Raw genomic sequence first — 270 nt, 5'->3', positions numbered from 1 at the left:
CCGTTGTTCCATCGGCTGTTCCATCGGCGCGCCACTTCGGCCGCCGGATGGCGGATCAGCCCGCTCGCCGACGCCGCGGATCAACCCGCGGAGCTTCTCAAGTGCCAGGGGCAGCCTGCCCTTGCCCTGCAGCGCCTCCGTCTGCAGGACCTTCGTCTGCAGGGCCTCCGTCTGCAGGGCCTCCGTCTGCAGGGCCTCCTCGGCCGCACCGAGCTCCGCCCGAGCCGCGATGTAGGTGTCCTCGGCGAGACGACCGTCCTCCCACGCGCG

At 71.9% G+C, this 270-nt stretch carries 1 protein-coding gene; it reads right to left on the bottom strand.

From position 1 onward, the window contains the following. On the bottom strand, nucleotides 1–270 hold a 270-nt coding region (locus FLV34_RS41190; protein WP_222709835.1), incomplete at both ends, for a hypothetical protein.

The sequence above is a fragment of the Microbispora sp. CSR-4 genome (assembly GCF_008033685.1).
In the GTDB taxonomy this organism is placed as follows: Bacteria; Actinomycetota; Actinomycetes; order Streptosporangiales; family Streptosporangiaceae; genus Microbispora.
The sequence above is the reverse complement of the archived record's forward strand: the minus strand, read 5'-3'. Positions and strand labels throughout refer to the sequence as shown.